Here is a 20,089-nt window from a genome sequence, read left to right as displayed (position 1 = left end):
CACCCCGGTGAACGTCCTGCGCCGTTTCGGCGGCACGGGCGCCGGGCAGCCGCGCACCACCTCCCGAGAACGGGAGCGAACGGGAGAGAAGGGAGACCAGCGCCATGACCGACGACCGCTCTCAGCCCCGGCACGGCCCCGGCGGGGTCGGCGCCTCCAGTGGCCGCGAGCAACTCGCCCAGGAACGCACCGTGCCGGGCACCGCATCGGCTCGGGAGGGCTACCAGTCCGAGCCCGGCACCGCTACGGGCACGCCCTTGAAGGACATCGGGACGACGGGCACCGAACAGACGACGGACACCGAACAACAGGAGATCAGTGCGGCGGACGACGGGGACCAGCCCGAAGCCGACCGCCCCCGCGACCGCTGACCCCGGGGGCGGCGCGCCCGCGAAGGGACCGCCCGCGAAGGGACGGCGGCACTCGCCGACCGGCCCGGAACCCGTCCGGCCCCTGGGGAGAGCAAACCTCCGCCCGGGGCCGCGTTCGCCCCCGCCCCCGCCCCCTCCGCCCCGCCCTCACGCCGCCGATTCGCCGAGAGCGCGGGACACATCCGCGGCCGTCTTGTATCGGCCGTCCTGCGGGAGCCGTCGGAGGTTGTCCACCAGCTCACCGGGGGCGTGGGCCTCCTCCAGCGCGGACAGCAGACCCGCCGTATCGGTTGGGAAGGCAGCGCGTCCGAGGTGGCGGGCTATCTCGGTCTGGAGGCTGCCGTGTGCGCTCCCGGCCGCCGGGTCGTCGTCGGCAGGGGGTTCGGGGTCGTGGAAGTCCTCGGCGTGCGTCGACTGCCCGGATTTCAGGTAGCCCTGGAGTTCGTGCTTCCTCTGGTCGTCCTGGCGGGGCCCGATCGGATTGCTTCCGCGTTGCATGGGCGCCACACCTCCCGTCCTCAAGGGTGTGCTGATCATTCCCGGTCACTGCGCGGCCACCGCAGCAACGCGCCGACGCCTCCGGCCGGAGTGCCGTCCGCGGCACCGTCGCCCGGCAGCACGACGGCTTCTCCACCGGCCGCCGCCGTGCTCAGCAGCAGGGCGTCGTCCGCCCTGGCGGGGCTGGGGCGTTCGGCACCCAGCTGCTGGACGTCGGACCGCCGCGGGGCCACCTGATCGGGTTCCTCGCCCACCCAGACCTCGCGATGCAGGTCCGGGCCCGTGCCCCGCAGGAGGAGCGTGTCGATCCGGTGCTGCTGGGCGGCCTCGGCGACGTCCGGTACCCCTTCGACGGCTGCGCCGGGCCGGTCGGATGCGTTGCGACCCGCCCGGAACCGGTCGAGCAGGCGCTCCGTGCGGCGGGCCGCGTGGTCCAGGCGGGCCGCCTCGATGTCAGCCGCCAGTTGGTCGGAGTCCGCCCCCGCGGCCCGGCCGCCGTGGCCGCTGACCGTCGTGACCTCCCGCAGTTCGGGGGGCAGCCGGTCCCGTACGGCGTGGCATTCCCGGGCACCGCCGGCCAGCACGACCAGCTCGGCACCGGACGCCTCGAAGGCGCGGCCGAGTTCCTCCGCGATCAGCGAGGCGTTGTGCTCCCACGTGTTCTCCACGGCGGCGTCGAAGTGCTTCACCGACCAGTCTCCCGCGGACGCGCGGTGGATGGGCCAGTCCTGGCCCTGCACGCCGCCCGCGGCGGTGGGCCGGCCCACGTCGTACAGCTCGAAGTCCCCGCCGGACCGGTCGACACGTGCGACCAGGCAGGCCGGCTCCTGCCCGGCGAGTCCCAACAGGGGTGTCAGGCGCGGCAGCACGGACCAGGACGCCTCCGGGCGCCCCGGATCGCGGGCGAGTCGGCATTCGAGCGCGACGCGGCCCTCGGCGGCGAAGAGGGCGACGGCCCGGGGCCCGGCATCCGGGACCGAGCGCTCCAGCGCCCTGCGCACCGCGTCCACCGTAGGCGCGTCCGCGCCCTGGTCCTCGAGGGAATGGCACAGTTCCTGCCAGGTCAGCTCCCGCCGCGTGGTCGCCGCCTCGTCGGGCGGCCCGGTGGTGGCGTAGACGGTGGCCCACGGACCCTCCCGAGCCGTCACGGGCTCCAAGAAATCCAACTTCACCGTTATCGCCCCTCACATCACTGGTTCCTGCTTTCTCACCTTGCCCTTCCGCGGCTACCCGGCCGGACGGAGGCTACGCGCGCCCCGCCGCGGGGCGGCCCTGCGCTCCGCTGGGCCTGCTACGTCTCCCGGGGGGCGTCATGTGCACGTCGCGGATGTCGCACCACCCGGGCCCTCCGGCGACCGCCGCCCGGAGGCGGCGCTCCGCTTCGGCCAGGGCCTCCGGGTCGGGACGCTCGCCGACCCTGTGCCAAGGGCCCGGTCCGGCGGGAGGCCCAGGTCATCACGAAGGCACAGGACGTTCCGACGACGGGCCCACACGCACGCGGCGGGGGCGGGTCGGCGCCTCGGTCAGCGTCTCCCCTCAGCCAGCCATTCGGCGAGTACGGCGGCCTGGCTGTGGTCCGCGTCCTTGCTGGCGGTCAGCAGCGTGAGCCTGTCGTGGGCGGCGAGTTCGCGGAGGTGTCCGGCCGCCTCGCGGTGTCGCGCGTCCCGCAGTTCGGCCAGATAGCGGCGGCGGAACTCGGCGAAGCGCTCCGGGTCGTGGCCGTACCAGCGGCGCAGTTCGGTCGACGGGGCGACCTCGCGCAGCCACTCGTCGAGGTCGGCGCCCTCCTTCTTGAGCCCGCGCGGCCAGAGTCGGTCGACGAGCACCCGCCGCCCGTCCTGCGGTGAGGCTTCCTCGTAGATCCGCCGGTAGGCGATCCGTGCGGCCATGGGCGGCTGACCCCCAGCTCAATCGGCTGCGCCGAGTAGTGCCCTCGGCCCGGCGCCCGGCCGGCCGAGCGCCTGCTGCCCGGGGCAGTGCGGGTCGGGGCAGGGTTCGGGCTGCCGGACGCCGGGCCGCCGACCGGCCGGGGCGGCGGTCCCGAGGAGGATCCAGCGGCGCGGGTGCCCACAGACCGGGCACGGCTGTGCGAGGGCGCCGGACCGGACGGGGCCGGACGTGGGTGTGGTGGTCATCGCGGTCACTCCTGACGGATCGGGCTCAGGGGCTCTGCCCGCACCTCCGCGGGCACCCCACAAGCGCGTCTGCCCGGATCAGGAGGATCCTCACCGTCCCGCGGCTTGGATCCCGCCGCCCATCGAGGCGGCCGACGGGATCCGGGCCGCGGGACGGACCACGGGCGGCCGTCTCGCCCCGCGCCCGGTCGGCATGCGACCGGCGGCCGTCCCACCCCGCGCCCGGTCGGCATACGGGTGAAGCACGCTCCGCAGCGCGAGCCCGGGAGCCGCTGGGACCCGGCCGGGGCGAGGCTGACGGGAGACCGGAACGAGGAACGGAAGGCGGGGAGCACCGGATGCTGTTGACCCGGAAGAAGGCGGGGGCGGCCCGGCGGGCCGCGGGGGCGGTCGAGCGGTCGGCGGTCGCGCTGGACCGGCGGCTGCCGCTGTTCGACGGGGCGAAGGGCCTGGTGCGCAAGATCTTCCCCGACCACTGGTCGTTCCTGCTCGGCGAGCTGGCCCTCTACAGCTTCGTCGTGCTCCTGCTGACCGGAGTGTTCCTGACCTTCTTCTTCGAGCCGTCCATGGCGGAGACCGTGTACACGGGCGGCTACGGACCACTGCGCGGGGTCCGGATGAGCGCAGCGTACGCGTCGACGGTGTCGATCAGCTTCGACGTGCGCGGCGGCCTGCTGATCCGCCAGATCCACCACTGGGCCGCGCTGCTCTTCACCGCGTCGATCGGCGCGCACCTGCTGCGGATCTTCTTCACCGGCGCGTTCCGGCGCCCGCGCGAGGTCAACTGGCTGGTCGGACTGACCCTGTTCCAGCTCGCGCTCGTCGAGGGGTTCGCGGGCTACTCCCTGCCCGACGACCTCCTCTCGGGCACCGGCCTGCGTACCGCCCAGGGCTTCGTCCTGTCCGTGCCCCTGGTCGGCACCTACCTGGCCTTCTTCCTGTTCGGCGGGCAGTTCCCCGGCCACGACATCGTGCCCAGGCTCTACAGCGCCCACGTCCTGCTCCTGCCCGGACTCCTCGTGGCCCTGATCACCGCCCACCTGGCGCTGGTGTTCTACCTGAAGCACACCCAGTGGGCGGGGCCGGGCCGCACCAACCGCAACGTCGTCGGCAAGCCGCTGTTCCCGCACTTCACGGTGCAGACGCTCGGCCTGTTCGCGATGGTGTTCGGTGTGCTGGCGCTGTCCGGCGCCCTCGCGCAGGTCAATCCGATCTGGGAGTACGGGCCGTACCGCCCGGACCAGGCGTCCACCGATGCCCAGCCCGACTGGTACATGGGCTTCGTGGAGGGGGCCCTGCGGCTGATGCCCGGGGCCGAGACCCGGCTGTGGGGCCATACCGTCTCCTGGAACCCGCTGGTTCCCGCGGTCCTGTTCCCCGCCGTGTTCTTCCTCGCCCTGTACGCGTACCCCTTCTTCGAACGCTGGGTGACCGGCGACCTGGGCGAGCAGCACCTGTGCGACCGTCCACGCAACCAGCCCACCCGGACCGCCCTGGGGGCCGCGGGGACCGTGTTCTACGCGGTGCTGCTGATCGCCGGTGGTCAGGACGTCATCGCCGTCACCTTCGACGTGGCGGTGGAGGGCCTGGACTGGGTGCTGCGCGTCGCCGTGTTCGTGGGGCCCGTCGTGGCGTTCTGGCTCACCAAGCGGCTCTGCCTGGCCTTGCGGGCCAAGGACGTCCGGCTGCTGACCGAGGGGGAGGAGACGGGATTCGTCCGCGAGTCCATCGAGGGCGCCTTCCAGTCCGGGCACCGGCCGCTGTCGCAGGGCCGGCGCCACACCCTGGCAGCGGGTCGCACGCCGACGCCGCTGCCCGCTCCCGGGCCCGGCGCCACCCGCCGCGAGCGGCTGCGCGCCCGGGTCAGCGCCTGGTACTACCAGGACCGCGTCGAGCTCCCGGCCGCCGACGGCGGGAGCCGGACGAGCGCGCCCGCCGAGCAGACCCCGCCCCGGTCGCTCCGGTGACGGAGCGCCGCTACTGACCGCGGTTGCCGTACTCGAACACGAACCCCGCGATCCCGGGCGCCAGAAGACCGACACCGACCAGGACCATCCACAGCGCGTACACCACGCCCAGGGCGAGCAGCGCCGTGCCGGCGGCGGTCAGGGCCGGGTAGTAGCTGTGCGGGGGCAGGAATTCGAGCGGTCCGGCTCCGGTGGCGATCTCCGCGTCGGTGCGGTCCTGCGGACGCTGACCGCGACGGGTGTGCTGGGTCCAGAAGAAGAAGGCGACCAGCGCGGACATCAGGAAGGCGATGACCAGGACCGCCTTTCCGGCGGGCTCGTCCGCGAACCAGCCGTAGATCGAGGCCGTGACGGCGAAGAACAGCGCGACCCCGGCGAACAGGTAGGACTCGGCTCTCACTGGGCGCTCTCCTGGGCGTCGATCCGCTGGCGGGAGTGCTCGGGGTGGTGCAGGTCGAAGGCCGGACCTTCCGAGCGGATGCGGGGCAGGGTGTGGAAGTTGTGCCGCGGCGGCGGGCAGGAAGTCGCCCACTCCAGCGAGCGGCCGTAGCCCCAGGGGTCGTCCTCCGTCACCTCGGGCGCGTACCTGGCCGTCCGCCACACGTTGTACAGGAACGGCAGGGTGGAGGCGCCGAGCAGGAAGGCGCCGGCCGAGGAGACCGTGTTGAGAGCGGTGAAACCGTCGGCGGCCAGGTAGTCGGCGTAGCGGCGCGGCATGCCGGAGGCACCCAGCCAGTGCTGCACCAGGAAGGTGGCCTGGAAGGCGGGCAGCAGCAGCCAGAAGTGGATCTTCCCGAGGCGTTCGTCGAGCATCCGCCCCGTCATCTTCGGCCACCAGAAGTAGAAGCCCGCGAACATGGCGAACACGACGGTGCCGAACAGGACGTAGTGCAGATGGGCCACGACGAAGTAGCTGTCGGTGACATGGAAGTCGATCGGCGGGGCCGCCAGGAGCACTCCGGTCAGTCCGCCGAGGAGGAAGGTCACCAGGAAGCCGAGCGCGAAGAGCATCGGCGTCTCGAAGGAGAGGGACCCGTTCCACATGGTGCCGACCCAGTTGAAGAACTTCACACCGGTGGGTACCGCGATCAGCAGCGAGGTCAGGGAGAAGAACGGCAGCAGCACCTGGCCGGTGACGAACATGTGGTGGGCCCACACCACCGCCGACAGCGCGGTGATGGCGACGGTGGCGGCGATCAGCCCGTAGTAGCCGAAGACGGGCTTGCGGCTGAACACCGGGAGGATCTCCGTGACGATGCCGAAGAACGGCAGCGCGACGATGTAGACCTCCGGATGCCCGAAGAACCAGAACAGGTGCTGCCACAGCATCGCACCGCCGTTCGCCGCGTCGAAGACGTGCCCGCCGAACTTGCGGTCGGCCTCCAGCGCGAGCAGCGCCGCCGTCAGCGGAGGAAAGGCCAGCAGCGCCAGGATCGACGTGAACAGCACGTTCCAGGTGAAGATCGGCATCCGGAACAGCGTCATACCCGGCGCGCGCAGACAGGTGATGGTGGTGATGAAGTTGACCGCGCCCAGGATGGTGCTCAGACCCGCCACCACCAGGCCCATCGTCCACAGATCGCCCCCGGTGCCGGGTGAGCGCACGGGACCGTTCAGCGGCGCGTAGGCGAACCAGCCGAACGAGGCCGCCCCGTTGCTGGTGAGGAAGCCGCTCACGACCATCAGGCCACCGAACAGGTACACCCAGTACGTGTAGGCGTTCAGCCGGGGGAACGCCACATCGGGCGCGCCGATCTGGAGCGGCATCACGGCGTTGGCGAAACCGGCGAACGTGGGGGTGGCGAACAGCAGCATCATGATCGTGCCGTGGATCGTGAACAGCTGGTTGTACTGCTCGTTGCTGACGAACTGCAGTCCGGGCCTCATCAGTTCGGCCCGCATCGCCATCGCCAACAGCCCGGCGACCAGGAAGAACCCGAACGCGGTGACCAGGTACATGTTGCCGATGACCTTGTGGTCGGTCGTGCTCAACCAGCGCAGCATCGCCGAACCGTGACGCAGCCGCCCGGCACGCGGTTCGGACCTCCCCGCGGGCGCGACCGTCTGCTCCGCCATCCGACGCCTCCTCGTTCACCGGGCGGATTCGCTCCCGTCCCGCGGCCCCTGCCACGCCACCATGGAACCACCGGCCGTCCCCGTGAACGGCCAGCCACGCGGTGCGGCCCCCGGCCCACCCGGCACGTCACCCGTGCCGGAGCTGCTCCGCCGCGTCCTTCGAGAGGCCGACCCGGACCAGTGCGGCGGCCAGTCTCGCGTGGTCCTCCGGCGGCACCAGCTCGCCGAGGCCGCGGGGCGTGTGCGGCAGGCCGAGGTCCTTCGCCGTCGCGCACGCGCGGTCGCCGAAGTACGGACGCAGTTCCGGCCAGACCGCCTGCACCTCGCGGCAGAAGATGTCCGCGCCGACCGGTCCGATCCGCGGGACGTCCCGCAGCAGCCCGCGCAGCGCGTCCGGCTCGCCGTCGGCCTCCTCCCGCATGCGGCGCAGGTCGCCGTGCCAGCGGTCGAGCACCAGCTGCGCCCCCTCACCGAGGGCGGTGGCGGTGCTCTCGTCGTACCGGACGTAGTGGGCGCGGCCCAGCGCGTCCACCCGGTCCTGCCAGCCGGAGCGGGCCATCGCCCGCGGTGTCCGCCACCCGGCCCGGAACAGCTCCCGGGCGGCGGCGGTCGCCGTGTCGGCCTTGATGCGGACCGAGTAGAGCACGGTGAGTGCCAGCAGCTGGTAGAGCGGGGAGGGCTTGTCGCGCAGGGTGATGCCGGCCTCCTCGGCGTACGTGCGGCCGTGTTCGGACAGCAGCCTGCCGATGATCGTGTCGACTGTCATCGCTCCGGCACCTCGCCTTCCGCAACGCCCCGCAGTGTTTCGGCTGCCCCGCCGGGATCATTCGACACGTGCGACGTCACGCCGCACGTGTCGAAGGATCCCGGCGGGGTAGACGGAAGCCTGCCTGGGAGGAGGTACGGCGATGCCCGGAACGGACACCTTGGCGGAGTACCGCCGGAAGAGGGACTTCGGAAAGACCCGGGAGCCCAGCGGACAGGGCGGCGCCGGGGCCGGCCGGGAGCCCGGGTTCGTGGTGCAGATCCACGACGCCGGCACCATGCACTTCGACTTCCGCCTGGAGGTCGACGGCGTGCTCAAGTCCTGGTCGGTCCCCAAGGGGCCGTCCGGCGACCCGCACGACAAGCGCCTGGCCGTACCCACCGAGGACCACCCGCTGGAGTACCGCGACTTCGAGGGGACCATCGCCGAGGGCGAGTACGGCGCCGGCACGGTGATCGTCTGGGACGAGGGCGGCTACGAGAACCGCAGCACCGACAAGCGCGGGCACGGGATTCCGTTCGCCGAGGCGCTCGCCGACGGCCACGCCTCGTTCCGGCTGAACGGCCACAAACTGCGCGGCGACTGGGCGCTCACCCGGTTCCGGCAGGGCGACGGGGAACGGGAGTCGTGGCTGCTGGTCAGGCACGCGCCCGCCGCCCGGGCCTCCGGGCCCCGCGACCCGCGCCGGGCCCGCTCGGCGCTCAGCGGGCGGACGCTCAAGCAGGTCGCCGCCGAGGAGGCCGGCGGATGATCCCGCTGGACCGGCTCCCCGAAGCCCAGCACGACCGGCTGTGCCCGGCGCAGGACGCTAGCGAACAGCCGATGCCCGCCGTGCTCAGCGACCGCCGCACCTTCGACGAGGGCATGCTGTTCGAACGGGAACCGGACGGGGTGCGCGCCGTCGCCGTCCGCGGGGGCAGCGGGTGCGGCGCCGCGCACTGGGTCCGCCCCGAACTCGTCGCCCAGATCGGCTCCACCGAGTGGACCACGGCCGGACGGCTGCGCCACCCCCGGTTCCTGGGCCTGCGCGACGACCAACGGCCCACCGACGTCATCCGCGAGCGAGGCACGCCATGACGACCACCGACATCCACGTGAGCGGCCGGACCGTCGAGATCAAACGGGCCGACAAGGAACTGTTCCCCGACGACGGCATCACCAAGGCCGACCTCGCCGACTACTACCGCCGGGCCGGCCGCGGCATGCTGCCGCACCTGCGCGGCCGCCCGCTGATGCTGGAGCGCCACCCGGACGGCATCGGCGAGGGGCGCTTCATGCAGAAGGACACCCCCGACTACTTCCCGGAGTGGATCCACCGCGCCGAACTGCCCAAGGAGGGCGGTACGGTCACCTACCCGGTCTGCGACGACCTGGCCACCCTGCTCTACCTGGTCGACCAGGCGTGCATCACCCCGCACCGCTGGCTGTCCAAGGCCGACCGGCCCGACCACCCCGACCGGCTGGTCTTCGACCTCGACCCGCCCGGGGAGGACTTCGAAGCGGTCCGGCGGGCCGCCGCCCGACTGCACGAGCTGCTCGACGAGCTGGATCTGCCCGCTGCCCTGATGACCACCGGCTCCCGCGGCCTGCACGTGCTGGTCCCGCTGGACCGCCGTGCCCCCTTCGACGACGTCCGCGCCTTCGCCCGCGACGTGGCCGACCGGCTCGCCGGCCGGCACCCGGAGGAGCTGACCACCGCCGCGCGCAAACAGGCCCGCCAGGGACGCCTCTACCTCGACGTGCAGCGCAACGCCTACGCCCAGACCGCCGTCGCCCCCTACGCCGTCCGCGCCCTCCCCGGCGCCCCGATCGCCGCCCCGCTCAGCTGGAGCGAGCTGGACGACCCCGACCTCGCCCCGCAGCGCTGGACGGTCGCCACCATCGGCGATCGTCTGGAGAGCGACGACCCCTGGGGCGAGGAGCTGCGACGCGGCCGCTCCCTGACGGCGGCCCGCCGGAGGCTGGAGAAACTCTGAACCGGGCTCGGAGGGAGAAGGAGGGCGCTGCCGGGAGGAAGGGCGCTGCCGCCTCCGACAGCGCCCTCCTCGGTCCCTGAGGCTCCGCGCGGTGAACCGAACGCTCCGGCCCCGCCCGAAGGACGGGGCCGGAGCCGCGATCACCGGTCAGCTGTCGGAGTAGCTGAGGTCGCCGATGGTCCAGCTGCTGATGTCTTCGATGGCGATGCGGTACATGCCTCCGGTGTGAGGGAGTCCGAAGTCGCCCTGGAGGATCTTCGCCCGGTGGAGGTGGAGGTGGGTGGGCCGTGGGGGCGGGGCGTCGGTGGGAGGAGCGAAGAGGACGGCGAACGGCTTCAGGTGTTCCGAGGCGTGGAGGACCTCGGCCACCCGCTCCAGCCACAGGGCCACCGGCGCGAGCCTGCCGGTGATCACCGCTCCGGGGACCACCACGGTCAGGGACATCTGGTTGCTGTGCTCGGACTCGACCATCGTGGCGATGTCGACGAGCAGCCTGTCAGTGTTCGACATGATCCCCAGAATAGGACATGGCCTGCGCGGCGCCCACGGGCCCGGCCGGAGTCGAGGACCCCCGGCCGCGTCCGGCGCGGACGACGCCGGTGACCCGGCTGCCCTGGCGGGCCTGCTCGCCGAGGGCGTCGCCGAACATGGCGTCAGCGAGCACCGCCCCACCGATCGCGCTCTCGGTCTGCGCGGCCACGTACGCGGCGACCTCCCTACTCGGCGACGGTGACGGCGGGGGTGGAGTGCGTGCCGGCGACGGGGCCCGGCAGCAGGGCCGGCACACCGAGGCCGAGGACGGTGGCTGGCGAGTCGGCGAGTCGGCCGGCGCCTGCATCCCTACGTCCGTCGTGAGCCGGGTGGGGCGGATGCCGGAGCCGACCACGACGGGCTCCAGGGCGGCGGTGCCGGTCACCCGGGTGTCGCGCCGACTCGTGCATATGCCGCCGGTGCGTCCGGGCGGGTGAAATCCCGTCACGGCGGAGTGAGCCGGACCTGCCCCGTCACCGGCCGGAGCGGTTGACTGGTGCTCACTCCTCGGGAAGGTTGGGCATGCGGCGTGCGCCCCGGCACTGGCACTCCGTGGCCCGGTCTGCCGTGACGGCGCTGCTGGGCGCAGCCCTGGTCCTGCTGGGCGGCGCCGCCGCAGCCGAGGCCCGGCCGTGGGTCGCCGGCGTGCACTGCGTCACCGCTCAGGAGGCCCCCGCGGGGGGAGGGGAACCGCTGCCGCTGGTCGCCCCGGGCACCGGCGAGTGCTCCGAACCCGCCGAGCGCCGCCGCAGCCAGGGAACCGTCCCGCTCCATGCCTGCGCCCACCGCGCGGGCCCGGCCCGCATGACGGGCTGCGGTCGGCCGCCGCTGCCTCACCCCGAGGCGTACGCCGTGCACGACCCCGCCCGGCCCGCCCCGCCCTGGCCCCCGTACCCCGGACGGAGCGCGTCCGGGGCGGCCGGCGTTCGAGGTGTCGTCCTGCGCTGCTGAGGGGCCCCGCCGGGCAAGTTCGGGCCCACGCACCACCCACCGCGGCCGTGCAAGGCCCGGCCCGGCTTCCTGCGACCCCTTCCCACGCCGTACCGCAGGAGATCCATCATGCCTTTCGACGTCTTGTCCGCCATCGGCGCCATGGTGCGCGCCGAAGCCACCCGGACCACCGACCCCGCTCCGTCCCGCCCGTCCGCCCCGTCCACCTTGCCCACCAGGTCCGCCCCGTCCGGCCAGGGCGCCTCCGCCCGCCCGGCCGAACCGCGGACGGCCCCGCACCCGCTCCAGGAACCCGCCGCCGGAGCCGCCCCGCTGCCCCCGGCCACACCCCCGCTCCCCGGCCTGCCCGCCTGAACACCCTCGGGGCAAGGGCGGGCCGGCAGAGCCCGGCCCGCCCGGCCCCGGGCGCGCCGGAGGGACGGGTGATCACCGGATCGCGTGAACTTCGACGGGGGCTGACTTCGTATACAGACACGGTCCCGGGGGCCACCCGCACCCCACCCACAGGTCGCTGTCCCCTGCTGACAGCCGACCGGCATCGCGCGCATCCGGCGCGGCAAGCAGCCGCGGTCCTCCTCAGCGATCAAGATCAGGTGGCAGGATTGACCGGGGGGTTCGGTGCTGCCGGGGCCTTGTTCGCCTCCGGTGATCGTCGCCTTACTGATCGTTTCGGAATGAGATCGTGGTCTGACCTTCGGCCGGGTTGGTGGTCGGCGGTACGACGGAATCGCCTGCCCTGCCTGCGCGTTGGCTCGACAGGGCTTTGGGGGAGAGATATGTCGAGCTGGGGCTTCCCGTCGGCGCGAGCGGTCGGACGCGGGGCCGCCTGGTACCGCGGGGACTGCCATGTCCACTCCGTCCACTCCGACGGGGTACTCACCCCCGAAGAGTTGGCCGTTCGGGCGCGTGCCGCCGGGCTCGACTTCATCGCGACGACGGAGCACAACTCGGCTGCGGCCCCCGGTGTGTGGGGGCGGCTCGCCGCCGATGACTTCTTGATCGTCCTCGGTGAGGAAGTGACCACGAAGACCGGGCACTGGCTCGCGCTCGGCATCGGTCCCGGCGAGGTCGTCGACTGGAACCACCAGGCGAGGGACGGACTGGTCGGCAATTGCCTGGACCAGGTCCATCGAGTGGGGGGCCTGTGCGTGGCCGCGCATCCGCACGCACCCTATCCGTCCGGCGACTTCATGTTTCAGTTTCGGGGCTTCGACGTGGTGGAGGTGTGGAACGGACTGTGGACGTCGGACCTCCCTTGGAACGCTGACAACGAGGCGGCCCTGGCGGAGTGGGGGAGGACGCTCGCGGCGGACGTCCACTCGGGCTCGTGGCGGCCGGCGATGGGCAACAGCGACACCCACTTGGAAGGGCAGATCGGCATCCCTCACACCGTGGTCTTCGCCGAGGAGCTGAGCACCGAGGCGGTCCTGGCCGGGATCCGTGCCGGCCGCAGCTGGATCGCCGAATCGGCGGACGTGAACGTGTCGTTCACCGCCGATGCCGGTGGTCGCGTTGCCGGGGTGGGAGAACGGCTCAGGACTCATGGTGGGCAGGTGGAAGTGCGGGCAGCAGTACGAGGTGTGCCGGCGGCGACCGTCACCTTCCACACGGATCGAGGGAAGGTCCACCGGGCGTCGCTCCCCGCTGACGGGGCGGGCGTGGTGCAGTGGGACACGACGGCGGAGCACTCGGCGTTCGTTCGCATCGAGGTCCGCCATCCCAACGGGCATGCCGCCGCACTCACCAATCCGATCATCCTCAACTGACGGCTCGCTTCATGTCCTCGGCGACCGTCCGTTCGCCGAAGTCGGCACGAGAAGTACGGGTCGGCCGCCTCGTGCTGCGGCGCGCGGCCGGAAGTCGCACGGCCATCCCGTGACGCAGGTCACAGTCGAGGTCTTCCTGTTCGCACGGGCTCGGCCCGGCGCTAGGGTGAAAGCGCATGGGGGAATCGGCAGCCGACCTTCGTCGGTTCTGTCGTCCGGTCCGCCCCGGAGCCCGATTCCCGTCTTCCCGCCTTGTGAATTCCCTGTCTGCACAGTCGTGTTCATCCGACATGGGGGCCTCATGAGCCTGGAGAATGCAAGCGAGTTCCCGAACGATCAGATTCGTTCGACTGATCCCAACGACCCGAACGGCGTGGGAGAGCGCTTCTGGGCGGAACACCTCGCGGGTGCGCCCGCCCGGTCGAGCCTGCCGGGCCTCTTCGGGGCCGCGGGTGGGCCGGGTGGAGCGGGTGGAGCAAGCGGACCGGGTGACACCGGAACGGTGCCGTGCGCCCTGTCCGCGCCGCTGCTGGACGGCATCGACAAGCTGGCCGCCGCCGAGGGGTGCCGTCCGTTCGACGTCCTGGTCACCCTGGTGCAGGTCCTGTTGCACCGCTGCTGCGCACAGGACGACGTGGTGATCGCCGTGCCGCGCACCGGTGGCGGCGTCGGGGCCGTCCCGCTGCGTGCCGTCCTCACCTCGGGCACCACCTTCCTCGACCAACTGCGGTCCACCGCCGAGGCCCTGCGGCAGGCGGAGCGGCACCAGGACGTGCCGCCGGACCGGATTCTCGCGTCGGCCGGGTTCTCCGGCGGAGCCGGACCGCTGACGCCGTGCCAGGTGTTGGTGAGCCGTCCCGGCGAGCCGCAGTCCGTCGACGTCCGCTACGACGTCCGGTACGACCTCGAGCTGCACCTCGCGCCGGCCCCGGCCGGGGCGCTGGTCTACCGGGCCGACCGCCACGACCGGGAGACCGTCGTCGCGGCCGGACTGCGGCTGGTCCGGCTCGCCGAGGCCGCCCTCGCCGACCCCGGCCGCCCGGTCGGCCGCCTGGAGCTGCTGCCCGAGGCCGAGCGCGCGCGGTTGCGCGGCTTCAACGACACGGCCGTCGACCACGGCGAGCCGCGCCGGCTGCACGAGTACATCCTCGACCAGGCCCGGCGCACCCCGGCGGCGGTCGCGGTCAGCGACGGGGCCGAGGAGATCGACTACGCCGAACTCCTCGCCAGGGCAAGGGCCCTGGCGGAGCGCCTGCGGGCGCACGGGGTCGGACCGGACGAGCCGGTGGCCGTCTGCGCCCAGCGGTCGGTCGCCCTGGTGGTGGCCCTGCTGGGCGTGCTGCTCGCGGACGGCGCCTACCTTCCGCTGGACTGCGAGCACCCGGCGGCGCGGATCCGGACCATCCTGGACGAGGCCCGTCCGGCGGTGGTGCTCGCGGACGCGTCGTTCGCCCCGCTGTTCGCCAGTACCGGCTCCGTGCTGCTGCCGCTCGACGGGGGCACCCGGCTCACGGACCCGCCCACGGCCCAGGCGCCGGTCCAGGCGCCGGTCCAGGCCCCGCCGCCCGCCCGCGAACCGTCGGACGCCGACCTGGCGTACGTCATCTACACCTCCGGTTCGACCGGGCGCCCCAAGGGCGTGGCGATCCCGCACCGCGGCATCGTCAACCGGCTGCTGTGGATGCAGCGCCACTACCGGCTGACCCCGGACGACGTGGTGCTGCAGAAGACGCCCTACACCTTCGACGTGTCGGTCTGGGAGTTCTTCTGGCCGCTGCTGGCCGGCGCCCGACTGGTCATGGCGCGGCCCGACGGGCACCGGGACCCGGCCTACCTGGCCGGATTGATGGCGGAACAGGGCGTCACCACCGCCCACTTCGTGCCGTCGATGCTGGCGGTCTTCGCGGAGGAACCGGGACTCTCGGAGTGCACGGCGCTGCGCCGGGTGGTGTGCAGCGGTGAGGCGTTGACCTCGGCCGTCGTACGGCGGTTCCGGGAGCGCAGCCGGGCCGAGGTGCACAACCTGTACGGCCCGACCGAGGTGTCCGTCGACGTCACGCACTGGACCTGCCGGGACGACGACCCCGAGGGCGGGGTCCCGATCGGCGTGCCGATCGCCAACACCACGGCCCATGTCCTGGACGACGCGCGCGAGCCGGTGCCGATCGGCACGCCGGGCGAGCTGTACCTGGGCGGCGTGGGGCTGGCCCGGGGCTACGTCGGCCGGCCGGACCTCACCGCCGAGCGGTTCGTGCCGGATCCCTTCGGCACCGGGCCGGACGCGCGGCTGTACCGTACGGGCGACCTGGTGCGGTGGACGGCGGGCGGGCGGCTGGAGTTCCTCGGCAGGCTCGACCACCAGGTCAAGCTGCGCGGCCTACGGATCGAACTGGGCGAGATCGAGGCGGTGCTGTGCGGCCATCCGGCGGTGTCGGAGGCGGTGGTGCTGCTGCGCGAGGACCTGGGGGCGGTCCCGGCCCTGGTGGCCTACCTGGTGACCGCGGACCGGCAGGAGCCGGCCGACCTGGCGTCGCACCTGGCCGAGGTGCTGCCCCGCTACATGCTGCCGGCGCGCACGGTGGTGCTGGCGGCCATGCCGCTGACGCGGAACGGCAAGCTGGACCGGGCGGCGCTGCCGAAGCCGCCGGCCCGGCGTCGGCGGTGAGCACGCGGTGAGCACGGGGTGAGGTCGCGGTGAGCCGAGGCTGAGCCCGTCGGGCCCGGGTGGGGCGCTGCGGGGCGTGAACGAGGTCGGGCGGGTCGTTCCGGGAACACCACGTTCCCGGAACGACCCGCCCGATTGCTGTTCCTGCCATCACAGCGGTCCGAGCTGCCGCGACCGCTGCCGCGACCGCGACCGCCGCCGCTACCGCTACCGCGACCGCGCGTACGACCGGCGCTCCGGACGGTTCTCGGCGGGCCCGGCCGCCCCGGCCAGGTGCCGCTCGATCTCCGCGGCCCGAGGGTGCGCGATGTCCGTCAGGATCGAGTGGGCACCGCGCCAGGCCCGCACCGCCTGCTCGGGCCGGCCGAGCCGGGAGTACGACGTCCCCAGCCCGTTCAGCACCTCCGCCTCGGCGTAGCGGTCGCCGGACCGCCGGTACAGCAGCAGGGCCTGGCGCCGGTAGTCGACGGCCTCGGTGTCGCGGTCCAGCAGCTGGTGCAGTTCGCCCAGCCCGGCCAGTGCCTGCGCCTGCCCGTGCTCGTCGTCGAGGCCGCGGAAGGCCGCCAGCGCGTCGCGGTCGTGCGAGACGGCCTCGTCGAACCGCTCCAGCGCCCGGTACGACCGGGCCAGGTTCACCAGGCAGGTGGCCGCGCCGAGCCGGTTGCCCAGCTCCGCGAAGATCACCCGGGCCTGCCGCCAGCACCGGACCGCCTCCTGCGGCCGGTTCAGCCGGTCGTGCGCGCTGCCCAGGCTGAGCAGCGTGGCGGCCTCGCCCTCCCGGTCGCGGTTGGCCCGGTGCAGTTCCAGGGCCCGCTCGTGGTGCCGGACGGCGTCCTGGTAGCGACGGGTGAGCGCGTGGTAGTCGCCGAGCTCCGTGAGCACCCGGGCGGCCAGCTCCGGGTCGGCCTCCGGGTTGACGGTGGCCTGGGTGGTGCGCAGCACCGACAGCAGGCTCGACGCGGGACCTCGGGTGTGCAGGTACCAGCTGAGCGAGAGCGCCAGCGCGGCGACCAGCGGGCCCAGGCCGTGTTCGGCGGCTCGGGAGAGCACCGCGGTGAGGTTGGCGCGCTCCACGTCCAGCCAGGCCAGCGTCCGGTCGTGGTCCGGGAAGCGCAGGGCCGGCAGCACCGGCGGGGGCAGCGGCGGGGCGTAGCGCGGGCGGACCACCGACGAGCGGGTGCGCAGCAGTTCGTCCGCCGCCCGGGCGGTGTGGCAGTACCACACCGTCAGCCGGTAGAGGGCCAGCCGGTCGGCGGCCCCGCCCTCGGTGAGTTCGGCGGCGAAGGCGTGCAGCAGGTCGTGCAGGCGGTACCGGGCCGGGGTGTCCTGGATCAGCAGGTGCTCGTCCACCAGGAGTTCCAGCGTCTCGCGCGCGGTCGCCGGGTCGACACCGGCCAGGGTGGCGATCGCGGGGGCGGTGTACTCGCGTCCCGGGTGGACGGCCAGTAACCGGAAGACCCGTCGGGCCTCCTCGGGCAGGCCCCGGTAGGAGAGGTCGAAGCTGGCGCGCAGCGAGCGGCCGCCGGTGGTGAGGGCACTGATCCCGCCGGGTCTCAGGTACTCGACGAGGTCGGCGAGCCGCCAGGCCGGGCGGGCCCGCAGGCGCGCCGCGGCGAGTACCAGGGCCAGTGGCAGGTTCCCGCAGGCGTGGATGACCTGGGCCGCGGCGGCGGGGGAGTCGGCGACCCGCTCGGCGCCGGCGACCGCGGCGAGGAGCTGCAGCGCCTCCGCCGGGGCCAGGGTGGCGAGCGGCAGGGAGCGGGCACCGTCCAGCCCGGCCAGGCTGCGCCGGCTGGTGACCAGGACCAGGCAGCCGGGGTCGGCCGGGATCAGCGGGCGGACCTGGTGCGCGTCGGCCGCGTCGTCGAGCAGCAGCAGGGCCTCACGGCCGTGCAGGCGGTCGCGGAACAGGGCGGCGCGTGCGTCCAGGCCCTCGGGCATCAGCGAGCGGTCCACGCCGAGTGCGTGCAGCAGGCCCGCCAGGACGTCGGAGGGGTCGGCCGGGGGCCGGTCCGGATCGAAGCCGCGCAGGTTCACGTACAGCTGCAGGGTGCTGAACCGGCCGGCGCGGACCAGCTCGTGCGCCGCGTGCACGGCCAGCCGGGTCTTGCCCACCCCGGCCATGCCCTCGATCGCGGTGACCAGCACGGTGGCCGAGACCCCGGCCGGTCCGGCCGCCGGTCCTGCGGCCGGGGCCGGGGCCGCGAGCAGGGTCCGCAGCTCCTCCGTGCGGCCGTTGAAGAAGGGCAGGTCGGCCGGGAGCTGGCGCAGCACGGTGACCGGCTCGGCCGGTGCGCGACGCGCTCCCGGGAGCGCCGGGCTGCTCTCGCACACCGCCACGCCGCTCTCGCACACCGCCGCGCCGCTCTCGCACGCCGTCGTGCCGGGGCCGCCCGGCAGGGCGCCGGCGCCGGCGATGGCGACAGCGACAGCGGCGGGGCCGGTGCCGCTTCCGGTGCCGGGCGCGACCGGCCGTTCCCGGGACGCTACCGCCGCCGGCTCCGAACCACCATGCCCGGCAACGGAGTTGCCACCGGAACGCAGCACCCGTTGGTGGGCGGCCGCGATCCGCGCACCCGGTTCGATGCCCAGGTCGCGGGCGAGCGCGGTGCGCAGCCGCCGGTAGACGGCCAGCGCCTCGGCCCGCCGTCCCGCGATCGCGAGGGCCTCGATCAGCAGGGCGTGCACGCCTTCCTGGTGCGGCTCCTCCGCGGCGAGGCGGGTGAGCAGCAGCACGGATTCGGCCGCGCGTCCCAGTTCCAGTCCGGCCCGGGCAGCCAACTCGGTGACCTCCACCCGGGATTGGGCCCAGCCCGGTGTCTCGTCCCGGTGCAGCCGGTCGCAGTTCACGTCGGCCAGGGGCGCGCCGCGCCACAGGCCCAGGGCCGCGGAGGCCGCCGTCCAGACGGCGGGCCAGTCGCTCGACCGCGCGGCGTCGCGGGCCGATTCGCAGTGCTCGCCGAAGACCAGGCTGTCGAGTTCGGTCCGCGGCCCGACCTCGATCCGGTACCCGGGACCGGTGGTCACCACCCGGTCCGATCCCTCGCCCAACAGGCGCCGCAGGCGCAGCACATGGCTGCGCAGGGTGGCCGGCGCGGCGGGCGGTTCGTTGCTCCACACGATGTCGGTGAGCTCGTCGACGCTGACCGTCCGGTTGGGACGGCACAGCAGCGCCGCGAGCAGGACTCTGACCCGCGACGGCAGCGCGACGGTTGCGCTGTCGACACGGACTTCGACGGGGCCCAGTACCCCGAAAAAGACGCTGGTTTCTGTCATTTCTTCCCCCGAAAGGCCGGTGGCCGCTGGGAAATTGAACCTATGTGAACGGTCAGCGTCAAGGGTTGTTGATCCGCGTCCAAACCCCGGCCACGCGTATTCAACAGGATTTGCACAGGCATTCCATCGGCCTTGCACGGCCCTGCCGGACGCTCTTGCCGTGGCGATGGCCAGCGGGGCGGGACCGCTCGGCCGTCCCCACCCGTCCGACCAACCACGAAGCGACTCATGGAAGGGGTGTCCCCTTTGCTGGATTTGGAGTTGATAACCGGGCGATTGCAGGCGATCGCCGACTTCATGCGCCGGGGAAAGGTGAACCATCGCTGGGTGGGATCGCTGCCGGAACAGGTGGCGTCCCTGGCCAGGGAGTGGGAACTCGACATCGGGGAGGTGGTCGGCGTCGACTTCTCGTCGGCCGTGACCTCCGTGCTGGTCTCCTGCACGGGGCCGATGGGCGAGGCCGAGCTGAAGCTCGCACCGGACGCCTACGCCCTCGCCGAGGAAGTGGCGATGCTGCGGCAGTTCGCGCCCGGCGGCCGGGTGCCCCAGGTGTACGGGAGCAGCCGCGGCGCGGCGCTGCTGGAGGCGGTCCGGCCCGGCACACCGGTGGAGGACCTGCCGCAGGCGCCGTCCCCGGTCGACTACGCGCGGTTCCTGGACGACCTGCACAGGGTCGGCGACCCGGCGAGCGCGCCCCGGCAGGCCGCCGACTGGCTCGGCATGATGCTCGGCTGGGCCGAACAGGGCGGTGCCGAGCTGGCGCAGGCGAGGCGGACCGCCGACCGGCTGCTGGCCACCGAACCCGAGCGGGTGCTGCTCCACGGCGACCTGCACCTGGGCAACGTGCTCACCTCGGACCGCGGGGGCCTGGTCGCCCGGAGCCCGATCGCCTGCATCGGCGAACGCTGCTTCGACGCGGCCGACTACGTGCTGGAGGGCACGGACCTCGCGGACATGGTGGGCCGCCGGGACGGCCTGGCGGCCGCCGCCGGACTCGACGCCGAGCGGCTGGACGGCTGGGCCCGGGTGCTGGCCCCGCTCGGGGCCGCACGCGCACCCCAGCCGGAGCGGGTCGCCACGCTCCTCGCGTACGGACGGGGTGAGTACTGAG

18 protein-coding genes and 1 pseudogene are annotated in these 20,089 nt (G+C 73.4%); 10 read left to right on the top strand and 9 right to left on the bottom strand.

Annotation, left to right across the window (positions count from 1 at the left end):
* The first annotated feature begins 104 nt into the window (after nt 1–104).
* A complete protein-coding gene (locus SM793_RS14950; protein ID WP_320438660.1) occupies nt 105–371 on the top strand; it encodes a hypothetical protein in 267 nt (88 codons plus the stop codon).
* A 147-nt stretch (nt 372–518) separates the two neighbouring features.
* On the opposite strand, the gene SM793_RS14945 is transcribed toward SM793_RS14950, so the two are convergent.
* The 3 genes from SM793_RS14945 to SM793_RS14935 all read right to left on the bottom strand — a co-directional run bounded on the left by SM793_RS14945 (nt 519) and on the right by SM793_RS14935 (nt 2,758).
* Nucleotides 519–869, bottom strand: coding sequence for a DUF2795 domain-containing protein (locus SM793_RS14945; protein ID WP_320438659.1), 351 nt, complete (start codon nt 867–869; stop codon nt 519–521).
* Nucleotides 870–904: 35 nt separating this feature from the next.
* Entirely contained in the window at nt 905–2,017 is a 1,113-nt protein-coding gene (locus SM793_RS14940; protein WP_320438658.1) for a Vms1/Ankzf1 family peptidyl-tRNA hydrolase, read from the bottom strand.
* A gap of 375 nt (nt 2,018–2,392) precedes the next feature.
* Complete coding sequence (locus SM793_RS14935) at nt 2,393–2,758, bottom strand: DUF488 domain-containing protein (RefSeq protein WP_320438657.1); 366 nt, start codon at nt 2,756–2,758, stop codon at nt 2,393–2,395.
* 584 nt (nt 2,759–3,342) lie between these two features.
* Here SM793_RS14935 and SM793_RS14930 point away from each other — a divergent pair.
* Nucleotides 3,343–4,971 carry a ubiquinol-cytochrome c reductase cytochrome b subunit gene (locus tag SM793_RS14930; RefSeq protein WP_320438656.1) on the top strand — a complete coding sequence of 543 codons (1,629 nt, stop codon included), beginning with the start codon at nt 3,343–3,345 and terminating at the stop codon, nt 4,969–4,971.
* A gap of 10 nt (nt 4,972–4,981) precedes the next feature.
* Here the strand turns inward: SM793_RS14930 and SM793_RS14925 are convergent, their stop codons facing one another.
* From SM793_RS14925 to SM793_RS14915, 3 genes are all read right to left on the bottom strand, one after another.
* Entirely contained in the window at nt 4,982–5,371 is a 390-nt protein-coding gene (locus SM793_RS14925) for a cytochrome c oxidase subunit 4 (RefSeq protein ID WP_320438655.1), read from the bottom strand.
* The gene (gene ctaD, locus SM793_RS14920) at nt 5,368–7,047 is read right to left on the bottom strand and encodes a cytochrome c oxidase subunit I (protein ID WP_413815963.1); all 1,680 of its coding nucleotides are present in this window, start codon (nt 7,045–7,047) and stop codon (nt 5,368–5,370) included. Before ctaD ends, SM793_RS14925 begins: the two co-directional genes overlap by 4 nt.
* Nucleotides 7,048–7,174: 127 nt before the next feature.
* Entirely contained in the window at nt 7,175–7,813 is a 639-nt protein-coding gene (locus SM793_RS14915; protein ID WP_320438654.1) for an endonuclease, read from the bottom strand.
* Between the two features lie 142 nt (nt 7,814–7,955).
* On the opposite strand from SM793_RS14915, the gene SM793_RS14910 reads away from it, so the two are divergent.
* From SM793_RS14910 to ligD, 3 genes and pseudogenes are all read left to right on the top strand, one after another.
* Nucleotides 7,956–8,564 carry a DNA polymerase ligase N-terminal domain-containing protein gene (locus SM793_RS14910; protein WP_320438653.1) on the top strand — a complete coding sequence of 203 codons (609 nt, stop codon included), beginning with the start codon at nt 7,956–7,958 and terminating at the stop codon, nt 8,562–8,564.
* A 182-nt stretch (nt 8,565–8,746) separates the two neighbouring features.
* Nucleotides 8,747–8,890, top strand: a pseudogene (locus SM793_RS14905) (ATP-dependent DNA ligase); the annotation flags it as partial.
* The gene (ligD, locus tag SM793_RS14900) at nt 8,887–9,789 is read left to right on the top strand and encodes a non-homologous end-joining DNA ligase (RefSeq protein WP_320438652.1); all 903 of its coding nucleotides are present in this window, start codon (nt 8,887–8,889) and stop codon (nt 9,787–9,789) included. The pseudogene SM793_RS14905 and the gene ligD, both read left to right, overlap by 4 nt.
* A gap of 147 nt (nt 9,790–9,936) precedes the next feature.
* Here ligD and SM793_RS14895 read toward each other — a convergent pair whose 3' ends face one another.
* Together SM793_RS14895 and SM793_RS36415 are read right to left on the bottom strand one after the other, a co-directional pair.
* Nucleotides 9,937–10,299, bottom strand: coding sequence for a hypothetical protein (locus SM793_RS14895; RefSeq protein ID WP_320438651.1), 363 nt, complete (start codon nt 10,297–10,299; stop codon nt 9,937–9,939).
* A complete protein-coding gene (locus tag SM793_RS36415; protein ID WP_413815962.1) occupies nt 10,286–10,489 on the bottom strand; it encodes a hypothetical protein in 204 nt (67 codons plus the stop codon). Before SM793_RS36415 ends, SM793_RS14895 begins: the two co-directional genes overlap by 14 nt.
* Before the next feature lie 353 nt (nt 10,490–10,842).
* On the opposite strand from SM793_RS36415, the gene SM793_RS14885 reads away from it, so the two are divergent.
* The 4 genes from SM793_RS14885 to SM793_RS14870 all read left to right on the top strand — a co-directional run bounded on the left by SM793_RS14885 (nt 10,843) and on the right by SM793_RS14870 (nt 15,702).
* Nucleotides 10,843–11,271: a hypothetical protein gene (locus SM793_RS14885; protein ID WP_320438650.1), complete on the top strand. Its 429-nt coding sequence runs from the start codon at nt 10,843–10,845 to the stop codon at nt 11,269–11,271.
* A gap of 108 nt (nt 11,272–11,379) precedes the next feature.
* Nucleotides 11,380–11,625 carry a hypothetical protein gene (locus SM793_RS14880; protein ID WP_320438649.1) on the top strand — a complete coding sequence of 82 codons (246 nt, stop codon included), beginning with the start codon at nt 11,380–11,382 and terminating at the stop codon, nt 11,623–11,625.
* A gap of 422 nt (nt 11,626–12,047) precedes the next feature.
* Nucleotides 12,048–13,037, top strand: a complete 990-nt coding sequence (locus tag SM793_RS14875; protein ID WP_320438648.1) for a CehA/McbA family metallohydrolase — start codon at nt 12,048–12,050, stop codon at nt 13,035–13,037.
* Complete coding sequence (locus tag SM793_RS14870; protein WP_320438647.1) at nt 13,000–15,702, top strand: amino acid adenylation domain-containing protein; 2,703 nt, start codon at nt 13,000–13,002, stop codon at nt 15,700–15,702. The genes SM793_RS14875 and SM793_RS14870 overlap by 38 nt, the downstream gene beginning before the upstream one ends.
* A 207-nt stretch (nt 15,703–15,909) precedes the next feature.
* Here the strand turns inward: SM793_RS14870 and SM793_RS14865 are convergent, their stop codons facing one another.
* Nucleotides 15,910–18,978 carry an AfsR/SARP family transcriptional regulator gene (locus SM793_RS14865; RefSeq protein ID WP_320438646.1) on the bottom strand — a complete coding sequence of 1,023 codons (3,069 nt, stop codon included), beginning with the start codon at nt 18,976–18,978 and terminating at the stop codon, nt 15,910–15,912.
* Between the two features lie 327 nt (nt 18,979–19,305).
* Here SM793_RS14865 and SM793_RS14860 point away from each other — a divergent pair, with 327 nt between their 5' ends.
* A complete protein-coding gene (locus SM793_RS14860; protein WP_320438645.1) occupies nt 19,306–20,088 on the top strand; it encodes an aminoglycoside phosphotransferase family protein in 783 nt (260 codons plus the stop codon).
* Nucleotide 20,089 lies beyond the last annotated feature (1 nt).

It is taken from the genome of Kitasatospora purpeofusca, assembly GCF_034043715.1.
Lineage (GTDB): Bacteria > Actinomycetota > Actinomycetes > Streptomycetales > Streptomycetaceae > Kitasatospora > Kitasatospora purpeofusca_A.
Note: the sequence above shows the minus strand (reverse complement) of the source record. Positions and strands in the feature narration are given on the sequence as shown.

Excerpts from the sequence above, each read along its gene's own strand:
- SM793_RS14950 (WP_320438660.1), top strand. The coding sequence starts at position 105 with ATGACCGACGACCGCTCTCAGCCCCGGCACGGCCCCGGCGGGGTCGGC.
- SM793_RS14945 (WP_320438659.1), bottom strand. The coding sequence starts at position 869 with ATGCAACGCGGAAGCAATCCGATCGGGCCCCGCCAGGACGACCAGAGG.
- SM793_RS14935 (WP_320438657.1), bottom strand. The coding sequence starts at position 2,758 with ATGGCCGCACGGATCGCCTACCGGCGGATCTACGAGGAAGCCTCACCG.
- SM793_RS14930 (WP_320438656.1), top strand. The coding sequence starts at position 3,343 with ATGCTGTTGACCCGGAAGAAGGCGGGGGCGGCCCGGCGGGCCGCGGGG.
- ctaD (WP_413815963.1), bottom strand. The coding sequence starts at position 7,047 with ATGGCGGAGCAGACGGTCGCGCCCGCGGGGAGGTCCGAACCGCGTGCC.
- SM793_RS14915 (WP_320438654.1), bottom strand. The coding sequence starts at position 7,813 with ATGACAGTCGACACGATCATCGGCAGGCTGCTGTCCGAACACGGCCGC.
- SM793_RS14910 (WP_320438653.1), top strand. The coding sequence starts at position 7,956 with ATGCCCGGAACGGACACCTTGGCGGAGTACCGCCGGAAGAGGGACTTC.
- ligD (WP_320438652.1), top strand. The coding sequence starts at position 8,887 with ATGACGACCACCGACATCCACGTGAGCGGCCGGACCGTCGAGATCAAA.
- SM793_RS14895 (WP_320438651.1), bottom strand. The coding sequence starts at position 10,299 with ATGTCGAACACTGACAGGCTGCTCGTCGACATCGCCACGATGGTCGAG.
- SM793_RS14885 (WP_320438650.1), top strand. The coding sequence starts at position 10,843 with ATGCGGCGTGCGCCCCGGCACTGGCACTCCGTGGCCCGGTCTGCCGTG.
- SM793_RS14880 (WP_320438649.1), top strand. The coding sequence starts at position 11,380 with ATGCCTTTCGACGTCTTGTCCGCCATCGGCGCCATGGTGCGCGCCGAA.
- SM793_RS14875 (WP_320438648.1), top strand. The coding sequence starts at position 12,048 with ATGTCGAGCTGGGGCTTCCCGTCGGCGCGAGCGGTCGGACGCGGGGCC.
- SM793_RS14870 (WP_320438647.1), top strand. The coding sequence starts at position 13,000 with ATGCCGCCGCACTCACCAATCCGATCATCCTCAACTGACGGCTCGCTT.
- SM793_RS14865 (WP_320438646.1), bottom strand. The coding sequence starts at position 18,978 with ATGACAGAAACCAGCGTCTTTTTCGGGGTACTGGGCCCCGTCGAAGTC.